Origin of the sequence: Halorubrum sp. JWXQ-INN 858, assembly GCF_009806985.1 — an archaeon.
In the GTDB taxonomy this organism is placed as follows: Archaea; Halobacteriota; Halobacteria; order Halobacteriales; family Haloferacaceae; genus Halorubrum.
This window is the reverse complement of the sequence record NZ_WUAX01000001.1, coordinates 73,723-81,352: the sequence shown is the minus strand read 5'-3', so window position 1 is coordinate 81,352 and position 7,630 is coordinate 73,723. Positions and strand designations below refer to the sequence as shown.

The 7,630-nt window shown below is 69.8% G+C and carries 6 protein-coding genes and 1 tRNA gene; 3 read left to right on the top strand and 4 right to left on the bottom strand.

Going from position 1 to position 7,630, the window contains the following annotated elements:
* Window positions 1–75 precede the first annotated feature (75 nt).
* Both GRS48_RS00390 and trmY read right to left on the bottom strand, forming a co-directional pair.
* Window positions 76–148, bottom strand: a tRNA-Pro gene (locus tag GRS48_RS00390).
* Between the two features lie 137 nt (window positions 149–285).
* Window positions 286–882 (bottom strand): tRNA (pseudouridine(54)-N(1))-methyltransferase TrmY, encoded by a 597-nt coding sequence (gene trmY, locus GRS48_RS00385; protein WP_159482972.1) that lies wholly within the window; start codon window positions 880–882, stop codon window positions 286–288.
* Between the two features lie 51 nt (window positions 883–933).
* On the opposite strand from trmY, the gene GRS48_RS14970 reads away from it, so the two are divergent.
* Window positions 934–1,110 (top strand): hypothetical protein, encoded by a 177-nt coding sequence (locus GRS48_RS14970; RefSeq protein ID WP_200840177.1) that lies wholly within the window; start codon window positions 934–936, stop codon window positions 1,108–1,110.
* 10 nt (window positions 1,111–1,120) lie between these two features.
* Here GRS48_RS14970 and pyrF read toward each other — a convergent pair whose 3' ends face one another.
* The gene (gene pyrF, locus GRS48_RS00380; RefSeq protein ID WP_159482971.1) at window positions 1,121–1,951 is read right to left on the bottom strand and encodes an orotidine-5'-phosphate decarboxylase; all 831 of its coding nucleotides are present in this window, start codon (window positions 1,949–1,951) and stop codon (window positions 1,121–1,123) included.
* Window positions 1,952–2,107: 156 nt separating this feature from the next.
* Window positions 2,108–3,391: a tRNA pseudouridine(54/55) synthase Pus10 gene (locus GRS48_RS00375; RefSeq protein WP_159482970.1), complete on the bottom strand. Its 1,284-nt coding sequence runs from the start codon at window positions 3,389–3,391 to the stop codon at window positions 2,108–2,110.
* A gap of 257 nt (window positions 3,392–3,648) precedes the next feature.
* Between GRS48_RS00375 and GRS48_RS00370 the strand changes: the two genes are divergently transcribed.
* Window positions 3,649–4,182, top strand: coding sequence for a DUF5815 family protein (locus GRS48_RS00370; RefSeq protein WP_159482969.1), 534 nt, complete (start codon window positions 3,649–3,651; stop codon window positions 4,180–4,182).
* A 208-nt stretch (window positions 4,183–4,390) separates the two neighbouring features.
* A complete protein-coding gene (gene carB / locus GRS48_RS00365) occupies window positions 4,391–7,612 on the top strand; it encodes a carbamoyl-phosphate synthase large subunit (protein WP_159482968.1) in 3,222 nt (1,073 codons plus the stop codon).
* Window positions 7,613–7,630 lie beyond the last annotated feature (18 nt).

Here is a 7,630-nt window from a genome sequence, read left to right as displayed (position 1 = left end):
AGCGGGGTCACGTCGACCACCTCGTAGCGCCGCCGCTAAGTGTAAGAAAAAGGTGGAAAAGGGTTATGTATCCTATGGGCCGGCGCAGATTCGAACTGCGGTTACGGCCACCCGAAGGCCGAAGGATACCAAGCTACCCCACCGGCCCGCATTCGGACAAAGGCCGGTGTGTCTTTTAACGCTTCCGAAACCACGGACGACGGAGCGGGACGCCCCCGCGGCGAGCCGTGGTGATGCGTGACGGCGACGACCCGACCGGGGCGTCGCAGTCGGTGGGTTTGGCGGTCAGTACGAGGCGTAGCCGTCGGTGTCGAGCCAGTTGTGCGCGACCGATATCGTGTGGTCGGCGTGGAGCAGCTCCGGGCCGACGCGGACCCGTCGCTCGGCGTGCTCGGCGAGTAAGTCCGCCTCCGCGTCCGTGAAGTCGTGGTGGTCCGAGAGCACGAACACCGGGTCCACGGGCGGCGCGGCGTCGACGAGCGGCTCCCCGTCCTCGTGGAGCTCCACGAGGGTCCCGGCGGCGGCGACGCGATCGAGCGTCGCCGCGAGCCCCATCCGGCGGAGTTCGACCCCCGGCGAGACGTCCGCGGGCATGTGACCGATCGCGTCCTCGCGGGCGGCGAGGGCGTCACGGATCCGGGCGGCGACGTTCCGCTCGTCGGGGTGGAGGTGTCGCAGCCGGTCGGCGTCGAACGTCACGGTGAGCGCGTCGTCGTGCACGAGGTGGACGCGGACCGACTCGCGGATCCCGTGTGAGAGGAAGACGCCGGTCGCGACGCAGCGACACAGCAGGTCGAGCCGCCCCGCGCCGGGCAGGTCCGAAAGCGAGACGTCGTCTGGCGTCGTCGGCGCGTCGTGGCCGACGACGACGAACTGGCGCATATCCGCCGGTCGCCCCCGACACTGATAAGCACCGCGACCCATGGATCAACCATGAGTGTCGCCGGACTGTGTCACGTCTGTGAGGCCGCGCCGGGGAAACACACCTGCGGGCACTGCGGGCGGGTGGTCTGTTCGGACCACTGGGAGTCGCCCGCCCGCGCGTGTGTCGACTGTGCGACCGACGCGTCCGATCCGGACCGCCCGGACGGCGTCGGGCTCGACGGCTGAGCTGTCGGTGCTACCGGTAGCGATTCAGCCGCTTTTTGAGGCGCTTGGCCGCGTCGCCGGCCGCGCCGAAGTACGTCGCCTCGTCGTCCGGCTGCGACGACCCCTCGCCCGCAAAGATGATCCCGCGCGAGGAGTTGACGAGCCCGACGTCGACGTCGACGCCGGGGTGATCCGCGAGCCCGTGTTCGACGGCGGCCTCGGCGTCGCCGCCCTGTGCGCCCACCCCGGGAACGAGAAACGGGATCTCGGGCACGATCTCGCGGACCTCGGCCAACTCCTCGGGGGCGGTCGCGCCGACGACGAGCCCGGCGTTGTCGTTCGCGTTCCAGACGTCCGCGAGCGCCGCGACCCGCTCGTACAACGGCTCGCCGGACGCTAACTCGAGGTCCTGCAGGTCCGCCCCGCCGGGGTTCGACGTGCGACAGAGGACGAAGACGCCCTTGTCCTCGCGGTCGAAGAACGGCTGAAGCGAGTCGCGACCCATGTAGGGGTTGACCGTGATCGCGTCGGCCCGGTCGAGCGCCTCGGCGTACCGGCGGGTCGTGTTGCCGATGTCCGCACGCTTCGCGTCGAGCAGCACGGGGACGCCCTTCCCCTCCGCGTACGCGATCGTCTCCCGGAGCGCGCGCCAGCCGTCCGGGTCCTCGTAGAACGCCGCGTTCGGCTTGTAGCAGGCGGCGTGTTCGTGTGTCGCGTCGATCACCCGGCGGTTGAACGCCCACCGCGGGAGGTCCTTCCCGCGAAGGAACTCGGGGATCCGGCTCGGGTCGGGGTCGAGCCCGACCGAGACGACGCTGTCGGTCGCCGCGATCCGGTCCGCGAGGGTCTCGAAGAAGCGCATACCCGATCTGTGCCCGCCCGTGCGCTAAACGTTGCGTTCCGGGACGGCGCGGACGCGAGTGGCGGCGCGGACGCAAGTGGCGGCGCGAATGCGAGGGACGGCGCGGACGCGATGGGGGCGACGAACCCATCCGTACTCCGACCGTCGGGCGAGCGCTCAGTCCCGGAAGAACTCCTCGTGCTCGAACGGCTCCGCCTCGCCCTCCACGGCCAGCACGTCGAGCGCGGAGACCGTCGCGCCGACGCCGAGCAGGCCGGCGAGGCTCGGCTCCGTGCGCCCCTCGTCGCCCGAGATCAGCTCCTTGATGTAGAGGCCGCCCGCACCGTGGACCTCGACGACGGCGTGCCGGTCGTCGACGTGCTCGCCCGTCATGTCGTACACGTCTCGCTCGCGCGTGAGGTTCGCCCGACGGTGGTCCACTCGGTTGGGCGTGTACTGTTCGATCGTCGCGCCCGCCAGCTCGTCGACCGCGTCCGCGAGCGCGTCGGCGGTGACGTCGTCGTCGAAGGCGACCTCCGCGCGGTAGCGCTTGGACGCGTCGTGCTCTTTCACGCGCGCGACCATGTCGTACGTCGCCAGCCGGAGCCCCTCGACCTCGATCGCACCCGCCGCGAAGGCGTTGATGTCCGCCTCCAGCCGCTCGACGTCGACGCGACGGCGACGCGGCTCCTCGACCTCGATCACGAACGGACGACCCGTCCCGACCATCAGCGCGTCGACGTCCTCGCGGCCCGCGCCGTGGAACGTCGCCTCGGTCCCGTCCATCACGTCCTCGACGATCGGGGCGGTGTACTCCTCGACGCTGTCGTCGTAGAGGTAGCCGGAGCCGCCACAGTGGTCACACGGCTCGGCGCCCTGCCGCCCGGAGCCCTTACACTCCCGGCACGGCCACTCCGTCTGCGGGATGTCCCGCTCCAACTTCCGATAGCGGCCGTACACGAACGTGGAGTTGACCTTCGCGTCGAGGTCGTCCTCCGCGAGGTCGATCGTGAACTGCACGTCCGGCCGGTCGAACGACACCTCCGCACCCGTGAGCCGACCGAACCGCTTGCCGACCTCGCGGTTGAACTCGGATTTAAACGGTTCGCCGGCGTCCGCGTCGAGGCCGGCCTCCTCGCGTAGCAGGGCCTCGTTCTCCTCGATCAGCGGCGGCGGTCGCGTCCCGACGTTGTAGGTGGCGAACTCGATCCCCTCGACCGCCGCGGCCGCGCGATCGGCCCACTCCTCGAAGTCGGCACAGTGGCCCTCACACACCCAGCAGTCGGCGACGTCGACCGGATCGTAGTCGTCGTCGCGGGCGACCGCCCCGGCGACCCGCAGGGCCTTCCCGCGCTCGGCGTTCGACAGCCCGAAGCTCCGGTCGGCGACGAGGCGGCCGAGACAGGCGTCACAGACCGGCCCCGACGCGGCCGCACGCGCCGCGACCTCCAGTACGTCCATACCGACACCAGCGGCCCGCCCCGTAACTGTCTTGCTAAAGGGACGCGGCTGTCGTCCCGGTCGTTTCCGTATCCGGTCGTCCCGGCCCTGGGATCGCTTTCACACCCGGCCGCCTCGCTCCTGGCTGCCTCGCTCCCGGCCGCCTCGCTCCCGGCCGCCTCGCTCCTGGCTGCCTCGCTCCCGGCTGCCTCGGTCCCGGCCGCCTCGCCCCGGATCGTCTTCGCGCCTTTTAACCCGGACAGCCGCCAAGTGCGGGCATGGCGCAGCCACGCGTCCCCGGCGGCGACGACGACGGCCTCGAGCTCGCCTGCGGGCGGACCGTCGCCCTCGGGGAGCTGGACCTCGGAATGCGCGAGTTCGACTGTGACTGCGGCGGGACCCACGCGGTCGTGATGGACGTCCATCCGCCCGAACGGTTCCTCCCGGAGTTCCTCGTCGAGGTCCTGCGCGAGGCGATAGAGACGACCAGCGAGGAGATGCCGGAGTTCGACACGCCGCACTTACTCGGCGTGGTGTTAGAGGAGTTCCCCGAGGCCGTCGTCGCCCACGACGCGAGCGAGGACGCGAGCGTCGGCTACGCGATGGTGTGGGTCGCCGACTTCGACGCCTACCGGCTTCACGAGGTGATCGTGGAGCTGGTCGTGGAGCTGATGGAGCACGCCGTGAGCCACGCCGAGGACGGCGAGGCCCTCTCCCGGTTCGAGGAGGAGATGATGGCGTTCGACGTGACGGCGTTCGTGGACCAGTACCGCGCGGAGCGCGACCTCGACGCCGAGGACCCGTACGCCTGACCCCGGCGGGGCGGCGGGAGCGACGGAACGCGTGGGAGCGGCCGGCGGAACGCGTGGAAGCGACCGACGGACGTGAACCGAAACGAGTGCGGTGTGTTGTCTCGAAGCGCACGGCACGTCCCGACATACCTTGCGAAAATCGCAAATCTACTGCGAGAATCGTACTTTATCGTCGGCCTTATTACGATGAGCGTACTCCGTCGGGATAATGAGCGAGGACCGGACCATTCTGCTCATCGGCAGCGGGCCGATCCAGATCGGACAGGCGGCGGAGTTCGACTACTCCGGAGCGCAGGCGTGCCGCGCGCTCCAGGAAGAAGGTGCACGCGTCGTCCTGGTGAACTCGAACCCGGCGACGATCATGACCGACCCGGACACCGCGGACCGGGTGTACATCGAGCCGATCACGCCGGAGGCGATCGCCGAAGTGATCCGCATCGAGGAACCCGACGGCGTCATCGCCGGGCTCGGGGGCCAGACGGGGCTCAACGTCACCGCGGAGCTCGCCGAACAGGGCATCCTCGAGGAGCACGACGTCGAGGTCATGGGGACCCCGTTGGACACGATCTACGCGACGGAGGACCGGGACCTCTTCCGCCAGCGCATGGAGAAGATCGGCCAGCCCGTCCCCCAGTCGACGACCATCTCCCTCGACGAGGGCGAGTCAGTCACCGACTTCGACGAGGGTGCGCTCCGCGAGCGCGTCCAGGACGCGGTCGACGAGGTCGGTGGACTCCCGGTCATCGCCCGGACGACTTACACGCTCGGCGGCTCCGGCTCCGGCGTCGTCGACGACTTCGAGGAGCTCGTCGAGCGCGTCCGCAAGGGGCTGCGGCTCTCCCGGAACAGCGAGGTGCTGATCACGGAGTCCATCGCGGGCTGGGTCGAGTTGGAGTACGAGGTGATGCGGGACGCCGACGACTCCTGTATCATCATCTGCAACATGGAGAACATCGACCCGATGGGGATCCACACCGGCGAGTCGACGGTCGTGACCCCATCACAGGTCATCCCGGACGACGGTCACCAGGAGATGCGCGACGCGGCGCTCGGCGTGATCCGCGAGCTGGGCATCCAGGGCGGCTGTAACATTCAGTTCGCCTGGCGCGACGACGGGACTCCCGGCGGGGAGTACCGCGTCGTCGAGGTCAACCCCCGCGTCTCGCGGTCGTCGGCGCTGGCTTCGAAGGCGACCGGCTACCCGATCGCCCGCGTCACCGCGAAGGTCGCGCTCGGCAAGCGGCTCCACGAGATCGACAACGAGATCACCGGCGAGACGACCGCCGCCTTCGAGCCCGCCATCGACTACGTGGTGACGAAGGTACCGCGCTGGCCCATCGACAAGTTCGAGGACGTCGACTTCGAGCTCGGCACGGCGATGAAGTCGACCGGCGAGGCGATGGCCATCGGTCGGACGTTCGAGGAGAGCCTCACGAAGGCGCTCCGTTCCTCGGAGTACGACCCCGCCGTCGACTTCGCGGACGTGAGCGACGACGAGCTCGAAGCCGAGTACCTCGTCAGGCCGAGCCCGGACCGCCCGTACGCGATGTTCGAGGCGTTCGACCGCGGCTACTCCGTCGACGACGTGGTCGACCTCACGGACATCCACCGCTGGTACGTCGAGCGCTTCGCGAACGTGTCGGAGGCGACCGCGGCGGCCGCGACGGGCGAGTTCACGCCCGCCGCCTCGGCCGGTCGGACGAACGCGGAGATCGCCGCGACGGCCGTGGCCGGCGGCGTCGAGGCCGACGTGAGCGACGTGGAGGCCGACGTCCCCGCCCGGACGTTCAAACAGGTCGACACCTGTGCCGGCGAGTTCGAGGCGTCGACCCCGTACTACTACTCGGCCCGGCTGCCCGAGTTCCTGCGGGGCGCGGACACGGCGGGGACCCGGAACGAGGTCCGCGTCGACGCCGACGTGGAGAGCGTCGTGGTCGTCGGGGGCGGTCCGATCCGGATCGGCCAGGGCGTCGAGTTCGACTACTGTGCGGTGCACGCGGTCCGCGCGCTCCGCGAGCTCGGCATCGACGCACACGTCGTCAACAACAACCCCGAGACGGTGTCGACCGACTACGACACCTCCGACGGGCTCTTCTTCGAGCCCATCTCCGCGGAGGAGATCGCGGACGTGATCGAGACGACCGGCGCTGACGGCGTGATGGTCCAGTTCGGCGGCCAGACCTCCGTGAACGTCGGCGAACCGCTCAAAGCGGAGATCGAGCGCCGCGGGCTCGACTGTGAGGTCATGGGAACGAGCGTCGAGGCGATGGACCTCGCGGAGGACCGCGACCGCTTCAACGTTCTGATGGACGAGATCGGCGTCGCCCAACCGGAGGGCGACACCGCGACCAGCCGGGACGAGGCGCTCGATCTGGCCCACCGGATCGGCTACCCCGTGCTGGTTCGTCCCTCCTACGTGCTCGGCGGACGCGCGATGCGCGTCGTCGAGGACGACGAGGAGCTGGAACGCTACATCGAGGAGGCGGTGCGCGTCGCCCCCGACAAGCCGATCCTCGTCGACCAGTTCCTCTCGGACGCGGTCGAGCTGGACGTCGACGCCGTCGCCGACGGCGACGACGTGCTGATCGGCGGCGTGATGGAGCACGTCGAGAGCGCCGGCGTTCACTCCGGCGACTCGGCGTGTATGATCCCGCCCCGCTCGCTCGACGACGCGACCCTCGCTCGGGTCCGCGAGGTGACCGAGGACATCGCCCGCGCGCTCGACACGGTCGGTCTGCTGAACGTGCAGCTGGCGGTGACCGGCGTCCACGACCCGGAGGCCGAGCCGTCTGTGTACGTGTTGGAGGCGAACCCGCGCTCCTCGCGGACGGTACCGTTCGTCTCGAAGGCGACGGGCGTCCCCATCGCGAAGCTGGCCGCGAAGGTGATGACGGACCTGTCGCTCGCGGACCTCGAAGCCGAGGAACGGATCCCCGAACACCGGAGCGTGAAGGAGGTCGTCCTCCCGTTCGACCGCCTGCCGGGCTCCGACCCGCGTCTGGGCCCCGAGATGAAGTCGACCGGCGAAGTGATGGGGACGGCCCGCTCGTTCGGCAAGGCGTACGACAAGGCGCAGGACTCGACCGGCAAGCCGATCCCGGAGTCGGGCACGGCCGTCGTCGACCTCTCCGCCGAGGAGTTCCCCGATCCCGACACCGCCGCCGGGGAGGCGCTCGTCGAGGAGTTCTCGGCTCACTTCGAGCTGTCGACGGCGACGGACCTCGTCGAGGCGGCCCGTCGCGGCGAGATCGACCTCATCGTCTCCAGACAGCGCGAGCTGCTCGAGGTCGCCGTCGAGGAGGAGATCACGTACTTCTCGACGCACGCCAGCGCGCTGGCGGCGCTCGAAGCGATCGAACACGCGGACGACGACCTCGACGTGATGGCGGTCTCCGACCGTCCGCAGCGCGTCGAAAACTGGGGCGAGTAGCGCCGCTCGCGGACGAGT

Bases quoted from the DNA above. Each gene is read 5' to 3' on its own strand.
- trmY (WP_159482972.1), bottom strand. From the start codon at position 882: ATGCGCCAGTTCGTCGTCGTCGGCCACGACGCGCCGACGACGCCAGAC.
- GRS48_RS14970 (WP_200840177.1), top strand. From the start codon at position 934: ATGAGTGTCGCCGGACTGTGTCACGTCTGTGAGGCCGCGCCGGGGAAA.
- pyrF (WP_159482971.1), bottom strand. From the start codon at position 1,951: ATGCGCTTCTTCGAGACCCTCGCGGACCGGATCGCGGCGACCGACAGC.
- GRS48_RS00375 (WP_159482970.1), bottom strand. From the start codon at position 3,391: ATGGACGTACTGGAGGTCGCGGCGCGTGCGGCCGCGTCGGGGCCGGTC.
- GRS48_RS00370 (WP_159482969.1), top strand. From the start codon at position 3,649: ATGGCGCAGCCACGCGTCCCCGGCGGCGACGACGACGGCCTCGAGCTC.
- carB (WP_159482968.1), top strand. From the start codon at position 4,391: ATGAGCGAGGACCGGACCATTCTGCTCATCGGCAGCGGGCCGATCCAG.